General features: G+C 69.9%; 20 protein-coding genes and 1 tRNA gene. 9 read left to right on the top strand and 12 right to left on the bottom strand.

Annotation, left to right across the window (positions count from 1 at the left end):
• Positions 1-15: 15 nt before the first annotated feature.
• On the top strand, positions 16-1,713 hold the full coding sequence (locus QMK34_RS11970) for a fatty acyl-AMP ligase (RefSeq protein WP_326413829.1): 1,698 nt from the start codon (positions 16-18) through the stop codon (positions 1,711-1,713).
• 68 nt (positions 1,714-1,781) lie between these two features.
• Here the strand turns inward: QMK34_RS11970 and QMK34_RS11965 are convergent, their stop codons facing one another.
• The 5 genes from QMK34_RS11965 to QMK34_RS11945 all read right to left on the bottom strand — a co-directional run bounded on the left by QMK34_RS11965 (position 1,782) and on the right by QMK34_RS11945 (position 4,237).
• Positions 1,782-2,120 carry a DivIVA domain-containing protein gene (locus tag QMK34_RS11965; RefSeq protein ID WP_326413828.1) on the bottom strand — a complete coding sequence of 113 codons (339 nt, stop codon included), beginning with the start codon at positions 2,118-2,120 and terminating at the stop codon, positions 1,782-1,784.
• The gene (locus QMK34_RS11960) at positions 2,120-2,479 is read right to left on the bottom strand and encodes a DivIVA domain-containing protein (protein ID WP_326413827.1); all 360 of its coding nucleotides are present in this window, start codon (positions 2,477-2,479) and stop codon (positions 2,120-2,122) included. The genes QMK34_RS11965 and QMK34_RS11960 overlap by 1 nt, the downstream gene beginning before the upstream one ends.
• Positions 2,480-2,663: 184 nt before the next feature.
• The gene (locus tag QMK34_RS11955) at positions 2,664-2,984 is read right to left on the bottom strand and encodes a DivIVA domain-containing protein (RefSeq protein ID WP_326413826.1); all 321 of its coding nucleotides are present in this window, start codon (positions 2,982-2,984) and stop codon (positions 2,664-2,666) included.
• Positions 2,985-3,012: 28 nt separating this feature from the next.
• Positions 3,013-3,606, bottom strand: coding sequence for an aminoacyl-tRNA hydrolase (pth, locus tag QMK34_RS11950; RefSeq protein WP_326413825.1), 594 nt, complete (start codon positions 3,604-3,606; stop codon positions 3,013-3,015).
• A 10-nt stretch (positions 3,607-3,616) separates the two neighbouring features.
• On the bottom strand, positions 3,617-4,237 hold the full coding sequence (locus QMK34_RS11945) for a 50S ribosomal protein L25/general stress protein Ctc (RefSeq protein ID WP_326413823.1): 621 nt from the start codon (positions 4,235-4,237) through the stop codon (positions 3,617-3,619).
• 353 nt (positions 4,238-4,590) lie between these two features.
• On the opposite strand from QMK34_RS11945, the gene QMK34_RS11940 reads away from it, so the two are divergent.
• Positions 4,591-5,706: a hypothetical protein gene (locus QMK34_RS11940; RefSeq protein ID WP_326413821.1), complete on the top strand. Its 1,116-nt coding sequence runs from the start codon at positions 4,591-4,593 to the stop codon at positions 5,704-5,706.
• A gap of 93 nt (positions 5,707-5,799) precedes the next feature.
• Here QMK34_RS11940 and QMK34_RS11935 read toward each other — a convergent pair whose 3' ends face one another.
• From QMK34_RS11935 to QMK34_RS11915, 5 genes are all read right to left on the bottom strand, one after another.
• On the bottom strand, positions 5,800-6,678 hold the full coding sequence (locus QMK34_RS11935) for a TIGR03621 family F420-dependent LLM class oxidoreductase (protein ID WP_326413820.1): 879 nt from the start codon (positions 6,676-6,678) through the stop codon (positions 5,800-5,802).
• A gap of 125 nt (positions 6,679-6,803) precedes the next feature.
• On the bottom strand, positions 6,804-7,784 hold the full coding sequence (locus QMK34_RS11930; RefSeq protein ID WP_326413819.1) for a ribose-phosphate diphosphokinase: 981 nt from the start codon (positions 7,782-7,784) through the stop codon (positions 6,804-6,806).
• Positions 7,781-9,256: a bifunctional UDP-N-acetylglucosamine diphosphorylase/glucosamine-1-phosphate N-acetyltransferase GlmU gene (gene glmU / locus QMK34_RS11925; RefSeq protein ID WP_326413818.1), complete on the bottom strand. Its 1,476-nt coding sequence runs from the start codon at positions 9,254-9,256 to the stop codon at positions 7,781-7,783. The genes QMK34_RS11930 and glmU overlap by 4 nt, the downstream gene beginning before the upstream one ends.
• 46 nt (positions 9,257-9,302) lie before the next feature.
• A complete protein-coding gene (locus QMK34_RS11920; protein WP_326413864.1) occupies positions 9,303-10,994 on the bottom strand; it encodes a GGDEF domain-containing protein in 1,692 nt (563 codons plus the stop codon).
• Positions 10,995-11,095: 101 nt separating this feature from the next.
• Positions 11,096-11,167: transfer RNA gene (locus tag QMK34_RS11915), tRNA-Gln, on the bottom strand.
• A gap of 231 nt (positions 11,168-11,398) precedes the next feature.
• Here QMK34_RS11915 and QMK34_RS11910 point away from each other — a divergent pair.
• Entirely contained in the window at positions 11,399-12,364 is a 966-nt protein-coding gene (locus QMK34_RS11910) for an acyl-CoA desaturase (RefSeq protein ID WP_326413816.1), read from the top strand.
• Between the two features lie 100 nt (positions 12,365-12,464).
• Positions 12,465-13,058, top strand: a complete 594-nt coding sequence (locus tag QMK34_RS11905; RefSeq protein ID WP_326413815.1) for a TetR/AcrR family transcriptional regulator — start codon at positions 12,465-12,467, stop codon at positions 13,056-13,058.
• Between the two features lie 82 nt (positions 13,059-13,140).
• Here QMK34_RS11905 and QMK34_RS11900 read toward each other — a convergent pair whose 3' ends face one another.
• The gene (locus QMK34_RS11900) at positions 13,141-14,352 is read right to left on the bottom strand and encodes a glycosyltransferase (protein WP_326413814.1); all 1,212 of its coding nucleotides are present in this window, start codon (positions 14,350-14,352) and stop codon (positions 13,141-13,143) included.
• A 146-nt stretch (positions 14,353-14,498) separates the two neighbouring features.
• A complete protein-coding gene (locus QMK34_RS11895) occupies positions 14,499-15,683 on the bottom strand; it encodes a PQQ-dependent sugar dehydrogenase (protein WP_326413813.1) in 1,185 nt (394 codons plus the stop codon).
• 191 nt (positions 15,684-15,874) lie between these two features.
• Here QMK34_RS11895 and mfd point away from each other — a divergent pair, with 191 nt between their 5' ends.
• From mfd to QMK34_RS11870, 5 genes are all read left to right on the top strand, one after another.
• Positions 15,875-19,432 (top strand): transcription-repair coupling factor, encoded by a 3,558-nt coding sequence (mfd, locus tag QMK34_RS11890; protein WP_326413862.1) that lies wholly within the window; start codon positions 15,875-15,877, stop codon positions 19,430-19,432.
• 229 nt (positions 19,433-19,661) lie between these two features.
• On the top strand, positions 19,662-20,681 hold the full coding sequence (locus QMK34_RS11885) for a hypothetical protein (protein WP_326413812.1): 1,020 nt from the start codon (positions 19,662-19,664) through the stop codon (positions 20,679-20,681).
• Entirely contained in the window at positions 20,678-21,601 is a 924-nt protein-coding gene (locus tag QMK34_RS11880; RefSeq protein WP_326413811.1) for a MazG family protein, read from the top strand. Before QMK34_RS11885 ends, QMK34_RS11880 begins: the two co-directional genes overlap by 4 nt.
• A 65-nt stretch (positions 21,602-21,666) precedes the next feature.
• The gene (locus QMK34_RS11875; RefSeq protein WP_326413810.1) at positions 21,667-22,227 is read left to right on the top strand and encodes an RNA polymerase sigma factor; all 561 of its coding nucleotides are present in this window, start codon (positions 21,667-21,669) and stop codon (positions 22,225-22,227) included.
• The gene (locus QMK34_RS11870; protein ID WP_326413809.1) at positions 22,224-23,036 is read left to right on the top strand and encodes a zf-HC2 domain-containing protein; all 813 of its coding nucleotides are present in this window, start codon (positions 22,224-22,226) and stop codon (positions 23,034-23,036) included. Before QMK34_RS11875 ends, QMK34_RS11870 begins: the two co-directional genes overlap by 4 nt.
• The last annotated feature ends 1 nt before the right edge of the window (position 23,037 follow it).

Below are 23,037 nucleotides of genomic sequence, written 5' to 3'. Positions count from 1 at the left end.
GCTAATGTGACGCTCATGAGTCGGTTCGTGGACACGCTCGTCGCCACCGCGGCGGGTCGGGGTCAGCAGCGTGGAATGGTCACTGGCGAGCCGAAAGAGCCGCTTCGCCGTACGTGGGCGGAGGTTCACGAGCAGGCCAAACGCATCGCGGGCGGCCTGATCGAGAGCGGTCTGAAGCCGGGAAGCGCGGTGGCCGTGCTGGCCGGCGCGCCCGCGCTGATCGCGCCGACCGTGCAGGCCGTGTGGCTGGCCGGGGGCAGCGTCACCATGCTGCACCAGCCGACGCAGCGGACCGACCTCGCCGAGTGGGCCGCGGACACCGTCAAGGTGCTGAAGATGATCGGCTCCGAGCTCGTGCTGCTCGGCGAGCCGTTCGACGCGCTGGCCCCGGTGCTCACCCAGCACGAGATCGGCTTCCGCGTCATCGGCGAGCTGTTCGACGGTGAACCGCTGGCCGAGGCGCTGCACACCGACGAGTCCGAGACCGCGCTCCTGCAGCTGACCAGCGGTTCGACGGCCGATCCGAAGGCCGTGCGGATCACGTACGGGAACCTGTACTCCAACGTCAAGGCGATGGTCGACCGCGCGGAGTTCGACTTCGACGTCGACGTGATGGTGTCCTGGCTGCCGACGTTCCACGACATGGGCATGGTCGGCTTCCTGACCGTCCCGATGACCTTCGGCATCGAGCTGGTCAAGATCACCCCGCTGGAGTTCCTGTCCGGGCCGCTGGTGTGGCCGCAGCTGATCAGCAAGTACGGCGGCACCACCACGGCGGCGCCGAACTTCGCGTACGCGATCGTCGGCCGCCGGATGGCACGCGTCGACAACGACGACGAGTACGACCTGTCGAAGCTGCGGATCGCGCTGAACGGCGCCGAACCGGTCGACGAAACCGCGGTCCAGACCTTCGTCGACGCGGGCGCGCGGTTCAAGATGCCCGCCGAATGCGTCTTCCCGGCGTACGGCATGGCGGAGGCGACGCTGGCGGTGTCGTTCGCGCCGCTGTTCACCGGCTTGACGCTCGACGTCGTCGAGGCGCACGCCCTGGAAGCCGACAACCGCGCCGTCCCGGTGCCCGAAGACGACCCACGCCGGGGCACCGACGCGGTGCGCTCGTTCGCCGTGCTCGGCCCCCCGCTCGACGGGCTCGAAGCCGAGGTGGTCGACGACAAGGGCGTCGTCCTCGGTGAGCGCCAGGTCGGCGAGATCCGGCTGCGCGGCGAGGCCGTGACGCCGGGCTACCTCACCATGGACGGCCCGCTCGACACGCAGGACGCCGACGGCTGGCTCAACACCGGCGACCTCGGCTACCTGGTCGGCGGCATGATCATCATCTGTGGCCGCAGCAAGGACGTCATCATCATGGGCGGCCGCAACCTCTACCCGACCGACATCGAGCGCGCGGCGACCTCGGTCGAGGGCGTCCGCGCGGGCAACGCGGTGGCCGTCCGCATCGACGCGGGCAGCCGCCGCGAGCGTTTCGCCGTGGTCCTCGAATCGAAGCTCGCCGGTGACGCGGAAGCCGAGAAGGCCCTGTCCAAGGAGGTCGCGTCCCGCGTCCGCGACGCCGTGGACATGCGGCCGTACGCCGTCGTCGTCCTCCCCGCCGGAAGCTTGCCCAAGACCCCGTCGGGCAAGGTGAAGCGCGCCGCCACGGCCCAGCAGTACGCGGAGACGATCGCGAAGAACGCCTCCACCCCCTCCTCCTGACGTGTCATGAAAGGGTCTTTCAGGGCAATTTTTGCCCTGAAAGACCCTTTCATGACACTTGAGAGGGCCTAGCTGCGCACCCGCCGCCAAAGCGGCTTACGCGCGTGGCTGTGCTCCAGTGCCGGTGCGATGTAGTAGCCCGAAGCCGCCAGTGTGTTGGCGGCCAAGGTGCTCTCCACGTGCCGGAGGAACGTGTCGACGCTCGCGGGGTCGTAGCCGCGCTTCGACAGGGGTGACTTGGCGAACGCGATGTCGTGGACGTCGGACGCGGTCAGGTCGTCTTGGCCGTCGAGGGTGTCGGCGACCCGGTCGAGGAAGGCGTCGACCGAGGGCTCGTCGTAGCCGCGGGTGCCGATCGGGGCGCGGTCGAACTGGATCGTCCGCGCCTCGATCGCACTCACGCCCACTACCGCTCCTGGAGTTGCTCGACGGGCGCACTGTCCGGGCGGGCCCGTTCGGCGGTGGCCTGGGTCTGGTCGCGGGCGCCCGGCATGGTGGGCACGTGGTGGCCGGTGCGGCCGACCAGCTCGTTCTCGACGTCGTCGAGGAACTCGTCGACTTCGCGCTCGTCGTAGCCGCGCTTGCCGATCAGCGGCTTCGAGAACATGACGTGGTGCACTTCGGCGGCGGTCAGGTCGTCCTCATCTGCGAAGGTCTTCGCAACGCGCTGGACGAACTCGTCTACCTCGGCCTTGGCGTAGCCGCGGCGGCCGATGGGCGCATTACCGAAGGTGACGTCCGAGACGTCTTCGGCGGTGAACGACATGAAACATTCTCCGATTTCGGTTGGTCAGCGAACTCCCGCTTTCCGTCCTAACCGTTCAGAGGGTTTCCCGGAAGGCTCTGGGCTCTTCATCGACTCGATCAGGGGGCTTCTCGCACGCCTTTGGGTGAGTCGGCACTACGCAGGGCTCATGTGGCCCATTTCACTTCCCTGACCTGCGGTGAAGCTAGCCGCGCTGCCACCAACGCTTACGCGGCTCTTCAACGGAGGGGGCGTTTTCGAATGCCGAGGAGGGGCTGTTTCGCACCTGCAGGGCGTGCTCGGCGAGGTCGAGGAAGGCGTCGACCTCGGCTTCGTCGTAACCACGGCTGCCCTTGGGCGCCTTCGTGAAAGCCGCTTTGCGCACGTCGTTCGCGGTGAGCACGTCGTCGCCGCTCAGCGTCTGCTCGAGGAGCTTGAGGAACTCGTCCACGTCCTGCTCGCGGTAGCCGCGCGTCCCCAAGGACGCCTGGCCGAAGGCCGTTTCGCGTACTTCTTCGGGTGTCATGCGCTCAGCCTGCCACGCCGATGCGGGTTCAGCCCGCGTGGAAGGTGTTCTGCGCCGCGGCGAGCCCGGTGCTGATCAGGGCCTCGACGGCGTCGGCGCAGCGGTCGACCTCGAACGCCAGTTCCTTGCGTTCGACGGTCGAGAAGTCCTTCAGGACGAAGTCGGCGGGGTCCTGGCGGCCGGGCGGGCGGCCCACGCCGAACCGGACGCGGTAGTAGTCCTTGGTGCCGAGCGACTTGGTGATCGAGCGCAGCCCGTTGTGGCCGTTGTCGCCGCCGCCGAGCTTCATCTTCAGCGCGCCGAAGTCGACGTCGAGCTCATCGTGCACGACGACGATCCCAGCGGGCTGGACCTTGAAGAACCGGGCGGCGCCGACGACCGGGCCGCCGGAGAGGTTCATGTACGTCCGTGGCTTCGCCAGGACTACGCGATGCCCGGACAATCTGCCTTCGAGCACCTCGGCGCCGCTCTTGTGTGCCTTGAACCTGCCGCCGACGCGGCCGGCGAGTTCATCGAGCACCATGAAGCCGACGTTGTGCCGGTTTCCGGCGTAAGCGGGTCCGGGATTGCCAAGGCCGGCGAGCAGAATCAGCTCGCCGGCCCCGGGAAGTTCTACGGTCACGTCAATGACTTTATTCGGTGGTGCCCTCAGGCTGGTCCTCGACCACACCGGCGCCTTCGGCGTCGACGTCGGACTCCATGGCGGCCTCATTCGGGGCCTCGTTCACGGCGACGACGAGCGCGTCGGGGTCGGTCACGAGGGTCGCGCCCTCGGGCAGGATGAGCTCCGAAGCGGAGACCCGGGTGCCGGCGGTGAGGCCCTCGATGGACAGCTCGACCTGCTCCGGGATGTGCAGCGCCTCGACCTCGAGCTGGACGCTGTCCAGGTCGACCGCGACCAGGGTGGCGGGGGCGGCGGAGCCGGTCAGCACGATCGAGATGTCGACGGTGAGCCGCTCGCCCTTCTTGACGACCAGCAGGTCGACGTGCTCGATGTAGTTCTTCAGCGGGTGCACGACGATGGTCTTGGTCAGCGCCAGCTCTTCGGCGTTGTCCAGGTCCAGGGTCAGCACGGCGTTGCTGCCGTTCTCGCGGATGACGCGGGCGAACTCAAGGGCCGGCAGCGAGAAGTGGCGCGGCTCGGAGCCATGGCCATACAGCACCGCGGGGATCTTGCCGGCGCGACGCGTACGACGCGCGGCGCCCTTGCCGAACTCGGTGCGCGGCTCGACGGACAGACGTACCTCGGACACGGTGTGGCACTCCTTCAATTCACCAACATGTCTAGCGAAAGCATGCTGAGATGGGGATCTGTCGGGCGTTTTCGGTCGTTCGGCGGCGAATTCCACAGCGTTTGGTCAACACAGACGTGCTTGGGCGCGTGGCTACTCAAGCCGCCGCGTCGATCACGCCGGGCACCAAGTGCTGAACGGAACCCGCCTCGCCGAGACAACCCGCAAAGTGTAGACCAAGCTCGGCGGGGTGGCTTGCGGCGGGTGCCGCAGCGCGCTAGGCGCAAGCCGCCCCGCTCGGCTGACGTGACAAATCAGGTGCTGTGAGCGGCGTCATCACGCTGAGATGGGCACACGGAATACTGGAGTGTGTGATGCGAGCACGGTGGGGTGTCGGGTTGGTGGTGCTGCTGGGCCTGGTGCTCAGCGGATGTCAGGTGGCGGTCGACGGTGCCGCCGGTATTTCCGCTGTCGAGCGGGAGAAAGCGGATAGACGAGGTGAGCAGCGCACCGCGGTCGACGGCGCGCTGCAGGCGCTGGCCGCCGCGCCCGCGCTGGCCTACGGCAGCACGCTGAAGGACGGCTCCGGCACGGCCGTCGAGCTGCGGTTCCGGATCACGAAGAACGGCAGCGCGCAGGGGTCGCTGCCGATCGAGGGCCGGGTCCTGCAGCTGGTGTCCGCCGACAAGCAGCTCTACCTGGCGGCCTCGGCGGACTACTGGAAGGCGAACGGCGCGAACGGGAGCGATCAGTACGGCAGCAGCTGGGTCCGCGCCGACGCCACCGGGCTGCCGGTGGACGCCCCGGGGTTGCTCAGCCCGGCGAAGGCGGCGGACGCGTTGCGAAGGACGCTGAAGCTGGCGAACCCGCTCGCCGTGCCCGTGCGCTCCAAGCTGGCCGACGGCACCGAGGTCTACGACGTCGCGGGCCCGCTCGGCGCGCTCAAGGTGACCACGGCCAAGCCGTATCGGCTGGTCAGCTTCGCCCCGGCGATGCTCGACGGCAAGACCGGCGCCAAACTGGGCGCCGAGCTGCGGGTCTCGCCCGTCGGCGGGGACGCGCTGAAGAAGTTCCAGACCGACCTCGAAAACGCCGTGGGCGGCCTCGGGCAGCCCTTCGACGCGCTCACCCAGGTCAGCGTCGTCGTGCTGGGCGAGAAGATCGACTGCACGGACTTCGTCGGCAACTGCTCGGTCAACGTCGACGTGGTGAACACCGTGGTCGGCACGCCCGCCGCCAAGGTCCACATTAAGCTGAACGTCGAGTTCAGCGCCGACGGGCTGGGCGGGCAGAACTGCGCCGCGGAGGCCGATGCCGAGGCCGACGCGACCACCACGATGAACTGCGGCGTCAAGTTCCGGCTGCCCAACCGCACCGCGAGCTACCAGGTGATGGCGAAGCCGACTGCGACGGCCGAGCTGCGCGCGCCCCTCGACGTCAACGCCGTGAAGCAGCGCCTGCAGGCGGAGTTCGCCGCGCTGGGCGGCTGACCCGCAGCACCCACCTTCGCCTCCTGATCGACTGCCCCTGAAGGCCACCATCACGGCGTAATACGCCGTGATGGTGGCCTTCAGGGGCAACTGCTACTGGCCTGCGAGTTCGGTGAGAACGGGGGCGAAGGCCTCCATGTACGGCTCGAAGACCGTGAGGTACGAGAAGCCGTAGCGCTCGCGGCGCGCGACGAGCTGGGCGACGATCTCGTCGATGGTGCCCAGCAGGAGCTGGGGTGTTTCGAGGAGCTGGTCGACGCCGAGGTTGAGGCCAGGGATCTCGTCGAGCCACGCCTGGGCACCCGCGCGGCGATCGTCGGTGACCACGACCTTCTGCACGAGCATGTTGGCCTCGACGTCGTCCGCCCGCGCCCCGGCTTGCTCGCGGAAATGGGCCACGCGGCCGTCCACAGCCTCGGCGTCGTCCAGGTGGAATGTGCCGGGCGGCTTGCCGGGGGCCTGGCGCAGGCCCGCGAAACCGACGATGTCGCTGTGCCGAGCGGCGAGGGAGAGCACCCCGTCACTGTTGCCCGCGATGAGCAGCGGCGGCATCTCGGCGCCCTCGTCGTCGAGGTGTTTCCGCAGCTCACCGATGCTGTTCTCGAGGAACGCGATGCGCTCGCGGGCCGGTGTCCACGGCAGGCCCGCCTCGTCGAACTCGGCCTTCATGTGCCCGGCGCCGATGCCCAGCTCGAACCGGCCGCCGCAGAGCGTGGTGGTCGCCGAGACGTCGCGGGCGAACAGCGCGAGGTTGTAGAACGGCACGTTCATCACCAGGGTGCCCAGCCGTGGCCGCTCGGTGACGGCGGCGGCGAAGGCCAGCGCCGGGAACGGCGCGAGTCTGCCCTTGCCCAGGTGGTCCGGCACGCTGATGACGTCGTAGCCGAGCGCTTCCGCGCGCCGGACTTTGGCGACCCACTCGTCCCGGCCGGTGGTGAACCGGAGACTGACGCCGAACTTGAATTTCCCCATGTCCGGGAAACTAGCCCCGACCGGTCCGCCGAGCAGCCGGTTTCGCGCCCAGCGGAAGCGGACCCGAACAGCACGAAGGGGACTTTCGCCAGGCCGGCCCGGTGAAAGTCCCCTTCGGAAAAGGTCTAGGCGGAGCCGTCGAACAGTGACGTGACGGAGCCGTCTTCGAAGACCTCCTGGATCGCGCGCGCCAGCAGCGGCGCGATCGAGAGCACGGTCAGCCCGGGGAAGCGCTTCTCCTCGGGGATCGGCAGCGTGTTGGTCACGATGACCTCGCGCGCCTTGCAGTTCGAGAGCCGCTCGGTCGCCGGGTCGGACAGGATGCCGTGCGTCGACGCGATGACGACGTCCGAAGCGCCCTCGTTCAGCAGCGCTTCGGTGGCCTTCACGATCGTGCCGCCGGTGTCGATCATGTCGTCGATCAGCACGCACAGCCGCCCGCGCACCCGGCCGACGACGCGGTTCGCGACAGCCTGGTTGGGCTTGTCGGGGTCGCGGGTCTTGTGGATGAACGCGATCGGCCGGTCGCCCAGCTGCTGCGCCCACTTCTCGGCGAGGCGCACGCGGCCCGAGTCCGGCGAAACGACGGTGATGTCGGCGTCGCTGTAGGTCTTCTTGATGTGGTCGGCGAGCAGGTTCTGCGCGAGCAGGTGGTCGACCGGGCCGTCGAAGAAGCCCATGATCTGCGCGGTGTGCAGGTCGACGGTCATGATCCGGTCCGCGCCCGCGGTCTTGAACAGGTCGGCGATCAGGCGCGCGGAGATCGGCTCGCGGCCCTTGTGCTTCTTGTCCTGGCGGCCGTACGGGTAGAACGGCATGACCACGGTGATGCGCTTGGCGCTCGCGCGCTTGAGCGCGTCGACCATGATCAGCTGCTCCATCACCCACTCGTTGATCGGGTTGGTGTGGCTCTGGATGACGAAGGCGTCAGTGCCGCGTACGGATTCCTCGAACCGGACGAAGATCTCTCCGTTGGCGAAGTCGTGGGCGGTCTGCGGAGTGATCGTCACGCTGAGGTGCTTGGCGACCTCTTCGGCGAGCTCCCGGTGCGCACGGCCGGAGAAGAGCATCAGGTTCTTCTTCGGTGTGCCGGACTTCGGACTCATTCTGGCGACTCCCCGTCGGTGCTCTCTGTTTCCTGCTTCGCGGCCAGAGCGGCTTCTGCCGCTTCCGCCGCGGGAGTTCCCGGCCTGCGCCGGGACACCCAGCCTTCGATGTTGCGCTGCGGGCCGGTCGACACCGCGAGCGTGCCGGGCGGCACGTCCTGCCTGATCACGGTGCCTGCCCCACTGTAAGCGCCGTCGCCGACGTGCACCGGGGCGACGAACGTGTTGTCCGCCCCGAGCCGCGCGTGAGAGCCGATCGTGGTGCGGTGCTTGTGCACGCCGTCGTAGTTCACGAAGACGCTGGAGCAGCCGATGTTGGTGTATTCGCCGATGGTCGCGTCGCCGACGTAGGTGAGGTGCGGCACCTTCGTCCCGGTGCCGATGTCGACACTCTTCGTCTCGACGAACGCGCCGAGCTTGACCTTCAGGCCCAGCTTGGTGCCAGGACGCAGGTAGGTGAACGGGCCGATGCTGGCGTTCTCGCCGATCTCGGAGTCCGAGCCGTGGACCCGCACGACCGACGCGCCCGCGCCGATCGTCACGTTCTCCAGGGTGCTGTCCGGGCCGACCTTCGCGCCCTCGCCGACCGTGGTCGAGCCCTTGAGCTGCACACCCGGCTCGATCACGACGTCCCGCGAAAGGGTGACGCCCGCGTCGATCCAGGTGCTGGCCGGGTCGGTGACGGTGACGCCCGCGCGCTGCCAGCCGCGCACGATCCGCCGGTTCAGCTCGGCGCCGAGCACCGACAGCTGGACGCGGTCGTTGACGCCCTCGGTCAGCCACGGGTCGTCGACGACCAGCGTGCCCACGCCCAGCTCGTCGCCGCGCGCGATGCCGAGCACGTCGGTGAGGTAGAGCTCGCCCTGCGCGTTGTCGGTCGAGAGCCGGGAGAGGCCGTCCACCAGCACGGCCGCGTCGAAGGCGTAGACGCCGGAGTTGATCTCGCCGATCGCGGCCTGCTCCGGGGTGGCGTCCTTCTGCTCGACGATCGCGGTCACCGCGCCGGATTCGTCACGCAGGATCCGGCCGTAGCCGGTCGGGTCGGGGACCACTGCGCTCAGCACGGTCACCGCGTTGCCCGCGCTGGTGTGCTCTGCGAGCAGCGACGCCAGGGTCTCGGTGTCGAGCAGGGGGACGTCGCCGTAGCTGACGATGACGGTGCCGGTCAGCCCGCCGGGCAGCTCGGCCAGCGCGCAGGACACCGCGTGCCCCGTGCCGTTCTGCTCCAGCTGCACGGCCGTGCCGACCTTGCGGCCGAGCGCCTCGCCGACGGTCGCCAGGTGGGCGCTGACCGCCTCGCGGCCGTGGCCGACGACGACTACCAGGTGTTCCGGGTCCAGCCCCGCAGCCGCCCGGACCGCGTGTTCGACCAGTGGCCGTCCCGCGATCGGGTGAAGCACTTTAGGGGTGGACGAACGCATGCGGGTGCCCTCACCCGCGGCGAGGATCAGCGTGCTCAGCGGGCCGGTCAACGACGCTCCCAACGAATCACCAACGGTGCTCTGTCGGGCTCTGATCCTACGTGGGCTGCTCGAGGTCCCACGCGGGGTCGTCGAGTGTGCCCTCGCCGGGCCAGCTCAGGTCGGGCTCCGCGGTCATCGAATTCGCCGAGGCGACCTGGTTCCCGCCCCCACGTTTTGCCTGGTACATGGCCGCATCCGCGCGGGCCAGGACCTGTTCGGCGCGCTCCTGCGGGCGCAGCGAGACGAGCCCGATCGACAGCGTGACGCCGTGCGAGAGGTGGTGCGGCAGCTCCGCGACGGACTTCACAGCTCGACCCAGCGCCAGCTTCGCCGCGGACGCCGGAGCGCCGGGGAGCAGCACGATGAACTCGTCGCCACCGTACCGCGCGACGAGGTCGTCACCACGCAAAGCGTCGCGCAGCGTGCTCGCCACGACACGCAACACGTTGTCACCTTCGGCGTGTGACTGCCTGTCATTGACGCCCTTGAATCCGTCGAGGTCGACCAGGCCGACCGCGAGCGGCTGGGCGTCGGCGGAGGACGCGAGGGCGCGCAGCCGCTCGTCGAGCGCGCGGCGGTTCGGCAGGCCGGTCAGCGGGTCCTGCAGCGCCTGCTGGGTGATCGCGCCGTGCTCGGCGGAGAGCCGTTCGTGCTCGCGGCGCGCGTTCAGGGTGGCGATCTGCGACTCCCGCAGTGACCACATCTCGGTCTCGAGGGAGGTCGCGTAGTCGATCAGCGACTGCGTGCCGACGGCGTCGAAGTCCGAGCTGGTCTCCAGCCTGGCCAGCTCGCGGGCGACGTTGAGCCGCATCGACGGCTGCGAGGACTCGGCGATGTTCCTGGTGACGCGCTTGAGCGTCTCCAGCGCGTCCGGGCGGCGGCCGGTCTTGTCCTGGCAGCGGGCCAGCGCGATGGCGACGATCTCCCGCTCGTGCGGGTACCCCTGCTCGGCGTCGAGCTTCTGCAGCCGCTCGATGTGTTCCTCGGCGGGGGAGTCGAGCGCGAGCGCCGCGGCCAGCACGCCGACCTGGTCGACCGCGGCGACACCCTGCTTGCGGGGGAACAGCGACTCGGTGAACGGACCCTCCGCGGCGACCGCCATCGAGGCGGCGGTGCGGAACTTCTCGGTGCTCTGGTCGTACTGCTCGATGCGTTCGAGCCGCAGGCCCCAGCCGAGGAGCATCTTGACGCGGTTGATCAGCTGCAGCGTCAGGTCGTGCGGGCTCGCGGTGTCCCGGATCGCCTGGTGGGCGCGGCCGATGACCTCCTCGGCGGCCTCGTACACGCCGAGCTGGTTGAGCACGATCCACGAGTCGAGCAGCGCGTGGGACAGCATCCGGTCCCAGTCGCGCCTGCCCATCTGGCGGTCGGGGATCGCGGAGTCGTCGAGGATCGCGAGCGAGCGCGCTATCTCGGTGAGCGCCGCGTCCTCCTGCTCGGCCAGCACCAGACGGCGCCCGCGCAGAGCGTGCGCGTCGGCGCGGAGCAGGGCCAGCCCGTGACGCCGGGTGTGCGCGAGCATCTCGTCGAGCCGGGGTTCGGCTTCGGCGGCGAGGCCCTTGGTGACCAGCCGCGCGAGCGCGGACGCCCGCAGGAGCTGGGCGACGAGCAGGGGCTCGCCGCGGCGCTGGGTCTCGTCGAGCAGGTCGTCGAGGCTGGCGACGATCTCCAGCTGCTCGGCGTGATCGATGCGCTGGACGGCGGCGATCAGCTCACGGGCGCGCCCGACCAGCCAGGCATCGGACATCTCGGCCAGTGCCGGCCGCCTGGTGACCACGGAATCGATCGCCTCGTCGGTCAGCCGCCCCCACCTCCGCTGCTCGTGGTGATCACTGCTTGTTCGCTCTGCTCCGCCGCCAGGATTCGAACCTGAACTATCAGAACCAAAATCTGAGGTGCTGCCGATTACACTACGGCGGATCGATCCTGGTCAGGATAGCGATATTCGCAAGCCGGTTGTGCGGGTGGGGTGATGACCCCCACTAGGCGCCGATCCGGGCATCCGCAGCCTCCTCCGCTCCGAATCCCTGGTGTTCCCCGCCATGGGTTTGACCTCTCCCCAGAGCCGGGAACCTGCTGTACCGTAACTTACGGCACCGTAGGTAAGGTAACCCTTTGCTGGGACCTGTGCGTAGGAAAGAAGTGAAATGCATGACCGCCACCCTTGACCGGTCCAAGTCCGCCGGTGAGCCGCCGGCGCCCAACGGGCCGAAGCCCATCCTTGACGGGCATCGCTCCGCGGCCATCCAGTCGAGTGTCTACTTCGGGGTCATCGCCCCGCTGCTGGCGCTGCTCGTCGCCGTCCCGTTCGCCTGGGGCTGGGGGCTGAGCTGGGCGGACGTCGGCATCTTCGTCGTCTTCTACGCGATCAGCGGGCTGGGCATCACGGTCTCCTACCACCGCTACTTCACGCACGGCTCGTTCAAGGCCAAGCCGTGGCTGCGGGTGGTCATGGCCATCGCCGGCAGCCTGGCCGTGCAGGGCCCGGTGATCACCTGGGTCGCCGACCACCGGCGTCACCACGCCTTCTCCGACCGCGACGGCGACCCGCACTCGCCCTGGGCCTTCGGCACCACGCCGCTGGCCATCGCCAGGGGTTTCTGGCACGCGCACATGGGCTGGCTGTTCGAACGTGACCAGAGCAACGCCGGCCGATTCGCGCCGGACCTGCTCAAGGACCCCGCGATCAAGAAGGTCGACGAGCTGTTCTGGCTCTGGACGCTGCTGAGCCTGGTACTGCCCGCGGTGGCTGGCGGGCTGATCACCTGGTCGCTGTGGGGCGCGGTGACCGCGTTCTTCTGGGCCGGGCTGGTGCGCATCTGCGTGCTGCACCACGTCACCTGGTCGGTCAACTCGATCTGCCACATGATCGGCGAGCGCCCGTTCGCCGCGCGCGACAAGTCGGCCAACTTCTGGCCGCTGGCGATCTTTTCCTTCGGTGAGTCCTGGCACAACCTGCACCACGCGGACCCGACCTCGGCGCGCCACGGCGTGCAGCGCGGGCAGATCGACATCTCCGCGCGGCTGATCTGGTTCTTCGAGAAGTTCGGCTGGGCCTACGACGTCCGCTGGCCGACCCCGCAGCGGCTGCGGCGGATCGCGGCGGAGTCCCACTAGCGTTTCGGCCGCCCACTAGGCTGCGGAGGTGGCGAGACGGCGGGCAAAACGTGAAACGGCCATCGGGGCACGTCCGGCCGCGCCGGTGGCCCGCGTCCGGATGACCGGAACCGAACGCAGGCAACAACTGCTGACCGTCGCGAGGGAGCTGTTCGCGGAAAAGGGCTTCGAGGGCGCGTCGGTCGAGGAGATCGCCCACCGCGCGGGCGTCTCGAAGCCGGTGGTCTACGAGCATTTCGGTGGCAAAGAGGGCATCTACGCCGTCGTGGTGGACCGTGAGACCCAGCTACTGCTCGACCGCATGGTGTCCACTTTGCACGGAGGACACCCCAGGGTGATGCTGGAGCAGGCCGCGGTCGCGCTGCTCAGCTACGTCGAGGACTCGCACGACGGCTTCCGCATCCTGGTGCGGGACTCCCCGGTCGCGAGTTCGACGGGCACGTTTTCCACCGTGCTCAACGACATCGCCAGCCAGGTCGAGCACATTCTGGCGAACCAGTTCGCCGCGAAGGGCTACGACGAGAAGCTCGCCGCGCTGTACGCGCAGGCGCTCGTCGGCATGGTCGCGCTGACCGGCCAGTGGTGGCTCGACGCGCGCAAGCCGAAGCGCGACGAAGTCGCGGCGCACCTGGTGAACCTCGCCTGGAACGGCCTTTCCCACCTTGAGCACAAGCCGAAACTCCGGCTGCGCTAGCCGCGCCGCTCAGCTCGTGCGGGCGGTCCCTGAAGGCCACCTTCACGGCGTTTTACGCTGTGAAGGTGGCCTTCAGGGGCAGTCAAACAGGTCGGGCGGCCAGCAGGAGGTTTGCGGCGGTTTGGGCCCCGTCGGTGCGGACGGTGGTGGCGACGGATCGGGCTCGGGTGGTGACGTCCGGTTTCAGGGCGTGGCCGAGTGCGTCGGTCAGCGAGGCGGTGGTGTGCGGGCTGGGTGCGTGCGCGGTGCCGATGCCGAGTTCGCCGATCCGCTGGGCCCAGTAGTGCTGGTCGGCGTGCTGCGGGAGGACGACCTGGGGTGCGCCTGCTCGCGCGGCGGCGGTGGTGGTGCCCGCGCCGCCGTGGTGCACGACGGCGGCGACGCGCCGGAAGAGCGTCTGCTGGTTGACCTCCCCGATGGACAGGCAGTCGGGTTCGCCGTCCAGCAGTGACAGGTCGGCCCAGCCGCGCAGCACGATCGCCCGGCGGCCGAGCGCGCGGGCCGCCTCGATCATGGTCCGGCTGAGGTCGCGGGGAGCGCGGATGCTCCCGAAGCCGAAGTAGACGGGCGGCTCACCCTCGTCGAGGAAGGCCTCCAGTTCCCCGGACAGCGGACGGTCGTCCGGCAGTATCCAGGCGCCGGTCTGGACGACTTCGGAATCGCCGGGCCATGGGCCCAAGGTCGCGTCGGCGGCCAGCCAAGGCTTGTCGGTGAACAGGTACTGGCGCACGTCGGTGACCGGCGTCAGCCCCGCCGCTTCCCGATGCGCGTTGAGAAGGTCGCTCCAGATGGTGTTCCAGCGTTGCGTTTCCCGCGCCCAGAGCGTGGCGTTGCCGACCGTCCCGTCCGACGGCTTCTCACCCAGCATCGGATACACGGGCGGCGCGTGGTGCGGCGAGGGCAGGAAATTCGGGCTGTAGGCGGCCATGAAGTAAGGAATTCCCCGCTGTTCTGCCACCGTGCGGGCGGCGATGACCAGGTAGCCGCCCGCCACGATGACGTCGCAGCCCTCCGCCGCCGCCGTCACCGCTTCGAACTGGGCGGCGACCGAGTCCGCCACCATCCGGCGCCGCTGCTCTGGTGTGGGCGGGGCCGCGGCCGGGTCGGCCTTCCCGGTCGAGCTCAGCACGGGACCCACTGGCGTGAAAGGAATCCCGAGTTCCCCGGCCCAGTCGCGGAAGTCGGGGGGCGCGCACAGCCGGACCTCCTGAGCGAGCTCCTTCAGCCGCACCGCCAGCGCCACCACCGGCTGGACGTCCCCCCGCGACCCGATCGTCGTCAACAGCACACGCATCAAGAATCCCCTCTACGCACCGGCGAGGCCACGAAGTCTGGACCGGAACCGGGGGCTTGCCGCAAGCCCCCATCCCTGCTATACGTTTAAAGGGGACAGAGACCAAGGGCAATTCGGCGACGAGTTGCCCTTTTTTGCTGCCAGGGTCAGGACGGGGTGACGCGCAGGAGCTTGTCGTCGCTGCCGTCGGAGGTGGTGACGTACAAGGCGCCGTCGGGGCCGCTGCGGGCCGCGCGCAGGCGGCCGAACTTGTCGTTGAACTCGGGCGGCAGCGTCACTTCCTTCACCGCCGCCGCGTCGTCGAGCTTGAACAGCAGCATTTTCTGGCCCTTGAGCGCGACGACGGCCAGCGAGCCGTCGAGCGGGCCCCACCGCGGGCCGGTGAGGAAGGCCGCGCCGGAGATCGCCTCGGTGATCTTGCCGCTCGTCCACAGTGGACTCACCGCGTCCGGGAAGCGGGTCTTGTCCGTCATCGGGACGCTCTCGTCGTAGGAGGAGTCCGTGCCGCCCTTCGACGGGTCCCAGCCGTAGTTCGCGCCCGCCTTCAGCAGGTTGACCTCGTCGTCGAACGACGGCCCGTGCTCGGCGGTGATCACCTGATCGGTGCCCGGCCGCACCGTGACGCCCTGCACGTTCCGGTGCCCGTAGGTGTAGACCCGCTGCTCGTTCGGGTTGGCCGACGAGATGAACGGGTTGTCCGGCAACGGTTTCCCGGTCTTGACGTCGATCCGCAGCACCTTGCCGCCGAGGCTGTGCCGGTCCTGCGCGATCGACGGGTTCGCGGTGTCACCGGTGCCGACGAACAGTTCGCCCTTCGACCCCAGCGCCGGACGGCAGCCGGAATGCCGCCCGCTCGGGTTCACCGGCAGCCCGGTCAGCAGGTCCCGCGCCTTGGTGGCGCTCGCGGCGTCGTCCGAAAGGCGCCAGGTGACCAGCCGGATGTCGACCGCCTTGCCGCCCTCCTTGTGCGTCTGGCAGGTGGTGAACTCGCGGGTGCTCGCGAAATCCGGGTTGACGACCAGGCCCATCAGCCCGCCCTCGCCGTTCACCAGCACGTCGGAGAAATCGGCCGAAACGTTCGTCGCCCTCCCGCCCGCGAACAGCGTGAGCCGTCCCGGCCGCTGGCTGATCAGCAGCTGATCGCCCGGCAGGAATCCGACGTCCCAGCCGTGTTCCAGCCCCGCCGTCAGCTCCTGGACCCGCAACGTCGTGGCGGCGGGTTTCGAGGTCGCCGGCGGGGCGCTCTGCACGGCCGGTGGACCGGCGGTCGCGGAGCAGGCCGTGGCCACGACGGACAGCGAGACGACGAGGGCGAGTGCGGTCAGGCGCATGTCCTCAGCATGCCCTCTTGTCCGTTTCGCCGCCGTATGCCGTTGACGAGTCCGGCCTCGGCGGGCAGGCCGGTACCCGGCGGCGGACCCGCGCGAGTTCGACGCGCAACTACCGGCCGGTCGAGGCGCTGCCCCGTGAGCGTCGAACTGTCGGTGGCCCCACGTACCCTGGAATCGTGACCGACGCTTCACTGTCCGGACTCCTGAACTCCATCCTCCCGGACCCCGCGCTGCGCGGGGTCATCGAGCGTGCGGGCGCCCCGCTGCTCGAACTCCAGGGCGCCGCTTCCACGCGCCAGCTGGTCGCCGCCGCCCTCGCCGCCGAGCAGGGGGCGGGGCGAACCGTGCTCGCGGTCACCGCCACCGGCCGCGAGGCCGACGAGCTGACGGCCGCTTTGTCCGCGTTCCTGGGGTCGGCCGCGGTGGCCGACTTCCCCTCCTGGGAGACGCTGCCGCACGAGCGCCTTTCGCCGAGAGCGGACACGGTCGGCCGCAGGCTGGAGGTGCTCCATCGGCTCAAGACCGCGGACGACAGGCCGCGGGTCGTCGTTTCGACGGTCCGCAGCCTGATCCAGCCGATGGCGCCGGGCCTGGGCTCGCTCGCACCGGTGGACCTGGTCGTCGGCGAGGAGCAGAGCTTCGAAGGCCTGCTCGAGAGGCTCGTCGAGCTCGCGTATGTGCGCGTGGACATGGTCGAGAAGCGCGGCGAGTTCGCCGTGCGCGGCGGCATCCTCGACCTCTTCGGCCCGACGGCGCAGCACCCGGTGCGGGTCGAGTTCTGGGGTGACGAGGTCACCGAGATCCGCGCGTTCGCGGTGTCGGACCAGCGCTCGCTGCCCGGCGAGATCCCGCGCGTCACCGCGCCGCCCTGCCGTGAGCTGCTGCTCACGCGGGAGGTGAGGGCGCGCGCGGGCGAGCTCGCGGAGACGTACGCGGCGGACGCGCAGCTCGCCGAGATGCTGACCAAGCTCGCCGAAGGCATCCCCGTCGAGGGCATGGAGGCGCTCATCCCGGTGCTCTGCGCCGGCGAGCTGGAGCTGCTCACCGACGCGATGCCCGAGGGCACGCACGTGCTCATCGCGGACCCGGAGAAGATCCGCGCCCGCGCGGCCGACCTGGTGCGGACGGGGCAGGAGTTCCTGGAGGCCTCCTGGACCACCGCGGCGGCGGGCGGCCAGGCCCCGATCGACCTCGGCGCGTCCGCCTACCGTGACCTCGCGGAGATCGCCTCGCACGCGAGCCGGACGAACCGTCCCTGGTGGACGCACACGCAGCTGACCAGCGAAGATCCGGACGTCTACCGCGTCTCGATCGAGGCCGCCCCTGGCTACCGCGGCGAGCTGGAGCGGGCGACGACCGATCTGCGCGCCCACACCGCCGCCGGGGGAACCGCCGTTCTCGTGGTGGCCGGGCACGGCACCGCGGCCCGCGCCGTCGAACAGCTTTCGGCCGCGGAGGTCCCCGCCGCGCTGGCGGCGGACGGCCTGCGCGAGGTCCCGCCCGCCGGGGTCGTCACGGTCACCTGCGGCGGCCTGTCCGACGGGTTCGTCTCACCGGCGCTCGCGCTGGTCGTGCTGTCCGAATCGGATCTGACCGGCCGCGGCGCCAACGCCGGGACGTCCACAAAGGACTTGAACGCGAAGATGCCGTCCCGGCGGCGCAACGCGGTCGACCCGCTGGCGCTCAAGAACGGCGACTACGTGGTGCACGAGCAGCACGGCATCGGCCGGTTCATCGAGATGGTGCAGCGCACGGTCGCGGGCGCGACGCGCGAGTACCTGCTGCTGGAGTACGGCTCGTCCAAGCGCGGCCACCCGGGTGACCGGCTGTTCGTGCCGACCGACCAGCTCGACGAGATCTCCAAGTACGTCGGTGGCGAGCTGCCCGTGCTGAACAAGCTCGGCGGTTCGGACTGGAAGAACACCAAGGCCAAGGCCAAGAAGGCGGTCAAGGAGATCGCGGCCGAGCTGGTGCAGCTCTACGCCGCGCGCCAGGCCGCGCCAGGGCACGCGTTCGGCCAGGACACCCCGTGGCAGGCGGAGCTCGAGGACGCGTTCCCCTTCGTCGAGACCAACGACCAGCTCGCCGCGATCGACGAGGTCAAGGCCGACATGGAACGCGGGGTCCCGATGGACCGCGTGATCTGCGGCGACGTCGGGTACGGCAAGACCGAGATCGCCGTGCGCGCCGCGTTCAAGGCGGTGCAGGACGGCAAGCAGGTCGCGGTCCTGGTGCCGACGACGCTGCTCGCGCAGCAGCACCTGAGCACGTTCGCGGAGCGGATGCAGTCGTTCCCGGTGAAGATCAGGGGCCTGTCGCGGTTCACCGGCAAGCAGGAGTCGGAAACGACGATGGAGCAGCTCGCCTCCGGCGAGGTCGACATCGTGATCGGCACGCACCGCCTGCTGCAGACTGGCTTGCGGTACAAGGATCTCGGGCTCGTGATCGTCGACGAGGAGCAGCGGTTCGGCGTCGAGCACAAGGAGCACATCAAGGCGCTGCGGACCCACGTCGACGTGCTGACCATGTCGGCCACGCCGATCCCGCGGACGCTGGAGATGTCGCTGGCGGGCATCCGTGAGATGTCGACGATCCTGACCCCGCCGGAGGACCGGCACCCGATCCTCACCTACGTCGGCAACTACGACGAGAAGCAGGTGGGTGCGGCGATCCGGCGTGAGCTCCTGCGTGACGGCCAGGTTTTCTACGTCCACAACAGGGTTTCCTCGATCGAGAAGGCCGCGAAGCGGATCCGCGAGCTGGTGCCCGAGGCACGGGTCGTCACCGCGCACGGGCAGATGAACGAGGACAAGCTCGAGAAGATCATCCAGGGTTTCTGGGAGAACGAGTACGACGTGCTCGTCTGCACGACGATCGTCGAGACCGGGCTGGACATCTCCAACGCCAACACGCTGCTCGTCGAGCGTGGTGACCTGCTCGGCCTGGCGCAGCTGCACCAGCTGCGCGGGCGCGTCGGGCGTGGGCGGGATCGCGGCTACGCGTACTTCCTGTACCCGCCCGAGGCGCCGCTCACCGAGACGGCGCACGACAGGCTGGCCACGATCGCGCAGAACACCGAGCTGGGCGCGGGCATGGCGGTCGCGATGAAGGACCTCGAGATCCGCGGCGCGGGCAACATCCTCGGTGCCGAGCAGTCCGGGCACATCGCGGGCGTCGGCTTCGACCTGTACGTCCGCCTGGTCGGCGAGGCCGTCGACGCGTTCCGGCGGCATGCCGGGTCCGAGCCCGCGGAGGAAGAGGAGATGGCCGACGTCCGCGTCGACCTCCCGGTGGACGCGCACCTCCCGCACGATTACGTGCCGGGCGAGCGCCTGCGGCTGGAGGCGTACCGCAAGATCGCGGCCGCCCCGGACGCCGCGGGCCTGAACGCGGTGCGCGACGAACTCGTCGACCGCTATGGCCAGCCCCCCGCGGCGGTCCGCCGCCTGCTGGCGGTGGCCGAGTTCCGCCACACCTGCCGCGCGGCGGGCGTCACCGAGGTTTCCGCCCAGGGCAACACGGTTCGCTTCGCACCGCTGCCACTGGCGGATTCGCAGATGGTGCGCCTGAAGCGCCTGTACCCCAAGGCGACCTACAAAGAGGTGACGAGAACGGTCTCCGTCCCGAAGCCCACCGAGGGCCCGGCGGGCGGCCGCGTCGGCGCCCCCGCCCTGCGCGACGAGGAACTCCTCGACTGGTGTGCCAAGCTCCTCAACCAGCTCACCAGGAAACCCGCCCCGGTCGGCTGACCCCCGCGTGAACCCGCGACTCGTCGACGAGTCGTGGTAGTTGCAGACGCCGCATATCGGCGTGCTGGGCGAGTCCCTCCTGTCACGCAGGCGGGAACGGCACTGCTGTCCGCTGGTCCAGTCGCGCGGCGCCAGTTTCTTGGCCGGAGTGGCCAGCCAAAGCCACAACGCGGGCCGTTCTCGCATGCCCGGGGACGGTTGTGAGAGGGTAGTCGCTGTGATGCGGATCATGGGGCGCCCTCGCGCGCTGGTCGCTGTTCTCGCTGGTGCTCTCCTGCTCGCCGGATGTGGTTCCGGGCCGAGCCAGGTCGGGGCCGCGGTGATCATCGGCGACAAGGCCGTTTCGGTCGATCGGGTCCAGGGGCTGATCGACAAGGCCGTTCGCGAGCAGCCGTACGCGCAGCAGCTCGCGAAGGACCACAAGCTGGCTGTCCTCGGCCGGGAGGTCGTGCGTCAGCTCGTGCTGCACGACGTCATCACCAGGGCCGCCCAGCAGGAGAAGCTGGGGGTCAACGAGTCCCAGCTCGCTCAGGTGCTCCAGAAGGACCCGCTGGCCATGCCCGCGCCCGTGGGGCCTGCCAGCGACGCCGCGAGCAGTGTCACCGAGGCCGTCCTCCGGGTCCGTGACCACCGTGAGTCGCTCACCGACACGCTGCTCCAGCAGGAGCTCGCCCTCAAGTACCTGTCGAACCTGTCCGTCACGTTCGACTACACCGCCGTGTCCGCGCCCCAGACGCAGGACGGCGGGGTCAGCAAGGTTTCCCCCGCCGAGTCCGCCTCGCTGCGCGACCAGGCGTTCGAGAAGGCGAAGCTGTTCGCCTCGGGCCCGGACGTCGCGGCCCAGGCCCTCAAGCTGGAGTCGCAGTCGCCCACCAGCCAGGCCGTCATCGGCCAGAAGCGCCCGGCGGTCCAGTCGCCCGCCATCGCCGCGACCGTGCTGTTCGGGGCCCCGATCAACACCGTCGCCGCCTTCCAGCCGGAGCCCGGCGTGGACTTCTGGGTCGTCGGCGTGATCCGGGAACGCACCGCGGGTGCGCCGATCTCGGTCGACCAGGCCCCCAAGCCCACCTCCGACGACCTGATCGCGATCGGCCGCAGGCTGCTCGAGCCGTACCTCGGCGACGTCAGCTTCAGGGTCAACCCGCGTTACGGCGTCTGGGACGTCGTGGGCATGGACCTCGCCTCGAGCGAAGCGACGAAGAAGGGCATCGTGCTTCCGGTGCGCGGTGCCGTCCAGTCACAACCGTGACCGCGGCCGTCGTCGTCGTCCGAGGGGCGGCACTTCCGGCCTCAGCTCTGCCTGTCCTGCGTAGCGCTGAAGCCGTCTACGCGGCTTCGGACGTGGACGCGGCAGCGCTCGGGCTGCCGCCCGTGCGGGGTGCCGATCTCTCCGGTGACGTCGTGCTGGTCGCGGGTTCGCGCACCGAGCCCGCCGCCGCGCTGCTGATCGCCGGTGGCGCGCGCGTTTTCGAGGCGCCGGTGCCGCCGCTGGTCGAGGCCGTCGAGGTGATGGATCGGCTTCGCTCGCCGGACGGCTGCCCGTGGGACGCCGTGCAGACGCACGATTCGCTGCGCCAGTACCTCGTCGAAGAAACCTACGAGCTGCTGGACGCCATCGAGGACGGCGACCGCGAGGCCCTGCGCGAGGAACTCGGCGACGTGCTGCTCCAGGTGCTCTTCCACGCCAGGGTCGCCGCGGAGGACCCGCTCGATCCGTTCGGCATCGACGAGGTTGCGCGCGGGCTCGTCGGCAAGCTCGTCGGGCGGCATCCGCACGTGTTCGCCGACGCCGACAAGGTGCACACGGCCGCGCACCAGGAACTCAAGTGGGAAGAGCTCAAGCAGCAGGAGAAGCGACGTTTGTCCATTGTGGACGGCGTCGCGCTCGGGCAGCCGGCGGTGGCGCTCGCCGGGAAACTCGGTCAGCGCAGTGGGCGTGCGGGGGTACCGCTCGACCTCTTCCCCGAGGGCGCCGCGCCCGCCGCGCAGCTGTTCCGCGTGGCCGCGACGGCGCGCCGGGCCGGGATCGACCCGGAAGGCGAGTTGCGGGCGCTGGCGAAGCGGTTCGCGCTGGACGTCCGCGCCGCCGAGCAGGCCGCGCGGGACGCCGGGATCGAACCCACCACCCTCGAGGCCGACGGCTGGCGCAAGTTCTGGCCAGGCGACTGAGGTCGCTGTGACGTACGACACGTCCGGGTGAGAACCGATCAGGCCGCCCCGGCGTCTTGCCGGGTGTGAAAGGGAGTCGGACACCGCTGACCGAAGCGGACGAGGAACACCTCGTCCGCCGCACGGCGCGGGGCGATCGCGCGGCCTTCGAAGAGCTCTACCGCCGCACGTCGCCCTGGCTGGCCGTGCGCCTGCGACGGCGTTGCGCCGACGAACAGCTCGTCGCCGAGGTCATGCAGGAGACCTACCTTGCGGTGTGGCGCGCGGCGGACGCGTTCGCCGGGGCCGCGGTGGGCGGCAGTGCCGTCGGCTGGGTGTGGACGATCGCGGCACGCAGGCTCGTCGACGCTTTCCGCCGCCGGGCGCACCACGCGCGGCTGCCGATCGTGGCCACGGCCGACGTCGTCGCGCCCGCCGCCGAGGACGAGGCGCTGGCCGCGACCGTCGGGGACGAGGTGGGGGACGCGCTGCGCAGGCTCGCCCCCGAACTGCGGCAGGTACTGCAGGCCATGGTGCTGGACGGGATGTCCGTACGGGAGACCGCGATGGTTCTCGGGCTGCCAGAAGGCACGGTGAAGACCCGCGCGAGGCGGGCGAGAATCGCGATGCGGGAGGCGCTCACATGAGTGGCGAGCACGCTTCCGAGCGGCTGATCACGGCTTACGTCCAGGGCGAACAAGCCATCACCGGCGACGAGATCTGGGCGCTGGAGTCCCATTTGGAGTCCTGCGCGGTGTGCCGTGGCAGGCTCTCGGCCGTCGGGCCCCCGGCGGTGACGGCGTTGCTCGACAGCGTCTGGGCGGGTCTGGAACCCGAACTCGCGAAGCCGCCGATGCCCCGGCGGCGCCGGTGGTCGCAGTGGCTCGCGACCTGGGCTTCCCCGGCGATGTTGTCGTGGCTGTGCATGATCGTGCTGGTCACGTTCCTCGCGGTGACGCTCGACCGGATCAGCGCGGGGATGAGCGGCGACCGCTCGCTCGTGCTGCTGGTGGCGCCCGTCCTGCCGGTGGCGGGGGTCTTCGCGTCCTGGGCACGCGGGCTGGATCCGGCGTACGAACTGATCGCCGCGACGCCCCGCGCCGGGCTCGACCTCGTCTTCCGCCGGACCGTCGCGGTGCTCGTCGTGGTGATTCCCCTGCTGCTGGCGGCCGGCTGGTCCACGGGCGCCTCGCTCATGCTCACCTTGCTGCCCTCGCTGGCCTTCACGACCGGGACGCTCGCGCTCGGCAGCGTCATCGGGCTGAGCAGGGCGGCCGTCGCGCTGGTGGTGGTGTGGGTCGCGGTGATTCTCGCGCCGAGCTTCACCGTGGGTGGACTTCCCGGCGCGCTCCAGCCAGGCGTACTGCCGGTGTGGGGTGCTGTCTTCGCGGCCGGGGCGGTGGTCGTGGTCGCCCGCCGGGGTGCTTACGCCCGGCTCGGCTCTCAACGTTGGTAAC

Origin of the sequence: Amycolatopsis sp. H20-H5, from assembly GCF_035828755.1 — a bacterium.
GTDB lineage: Bacteria > Actinomycetota > Actinomycetes > Mycobacteriales > Pseudonocardiaceae > Amycolatopsis.
This window is presented reverse-complemented; position numbering and strand designations above follow the sequence as displayed.